1 protein-coding gene is annotated in these 1,536 nt (G+C 68.6%); it reads right to left on the reverse strand.

Annotation, left to right across the window (positions count from 1 at the left end):
- The coding region (locus WBA11_RS16960; protein WP_424521826.1) for a DUF4178 domain-containing protein at window positions 1–1,536 on the reverse strand (1,536 nt) is incomplete at both ends.

Raw genomic sequence — 1,536 nt, forward strand, 5'->3', positions numbered from 1 at the left:
GGCGAACCAAAGCGGCCCGGCCAGCCACACGCGGCGGACCTCAATGGAGACGGGAAACGAGACGGGCTCGGTCCACGCGACGTCTCCCCGACCGGTCCACTCGCGATTTACCAAGAGCGTGAGCCGCAGTGGCTCCGCTGCGCCGCGGGACGGCGGCTCGATCCGAAACGGCCTCGAGGCCGCAGAGACCTCCGTGCCTTGGGGTCCGCTCAGCTCTCGGATCCCGACAAAGTGGACAGGGGCTCGGTCCTCGGCGATAAAAGCCACAGCGAGGTCGACGCCTTGAGGGCCTGCTGTCCCTCCAGCGGGACTGATGGGCGCCGTGATCGTCACCCTTGCGACGTGGGCCGCCTCCCCAATCGTGATCGGACCCAGATCGACGGTGTCACGGAGAGCGATGTCGCGCTCATACGGGTCTTCTGGGAGCGCGACGGCGGGGCTCTCGTAGGTCGCCGAGGTCTGGGCGACGGTGCTGCCGAGACGAGGCACGGCTAGGATCCCGAACGCGAGGAAGCCGAGGAAGGCGACAAAGAAGATCTTCGACATCGCCGCGAAGGTGCGGCGGCGCTTCTTGCCCCGCTCCTTTCGTTTGGCGGCGCGCTCCTCGGCCTCGAGCTGGCGCTTGCTCATCGCGCCCAGGATGTCGTCGCGTCCGAGCGCCTTCCAGACTGTGACATCGGCGAGCCGCGTGCCCGCGACGACCTCGACCTCGTCGGCCGTCAGTTCGACGCTGTACTGCATGGTGCCCTTCCGAGCCTCGGCGACCTGAAGGGTCGCGTCGAGCTTGGGCCGCCACGTGAGCTCGCCTGCCATGCCCGTGATCTTGGCCGGGCTCTGCTCGTGAAACCGGACGCGCCCGTCCGGGAACTCGATGCCTCCGCGACCCACCTTCGGCGTCGGCCGAACGGGCGACTGGAGCAGGAAGCCCTCGTCGCGCGAGTACGAGAGGTAGCGGGCCGTCCCGCTGTCGCTCACCAGTTGCCACTCGTCCCAGGTCCACGAGTCCTCGTCGTCCCAGCCCTTGTATCGGAGCCAGCCGGTCACGACGTGACGCTCGCCCTCGAAGGTTCCCTCAGCGCCGGGATAGATGTCTTGGTTCGGCTTGAACTTCGGCTTGACGCGCCCCAGGATCTCGAGCTGCTTCGAGGTCAGATCGAGGACGCTGCCGCAGTGCGTGCACACGACCGACTTGGAGCCGCGGTCCGGATGAATCTCGACCTGCCCGCCACAGTTTGGGCACTGCAGGTTCTCGACCGAGGCCGTGCGCGATCCGACGTCGTCGAGCGACCTCGAGGACGCGGCGGCCCCGGCCTCGACGTCTCCTAGGCCCTCGAGAGCGTCGGTCGCCCAGCGGTTGTCGGGGTTGAGGGCAAGCGCGCGGTGCAGCAACACCGATTTGGCACCGGCGTCCTCCGTCACTCGAGCGCGCCACGTCAGCGCGAGCTCGTTCTCGGGCTCGGCCTCGAGGACGGAATCGAACAGCCGACGCGCGGCCTCGAGGTGGCCGCGACGGGCGGCGCGGATGGCGCGGTCGAG

This window comes from Rubrivirga sp., assembly GCF_049648075.1.
Lineage (GTDB): Bacteria > Bacteroidota > Rhodothermia > Rhodothermales > Rubricoccaceae > Rubrivirga.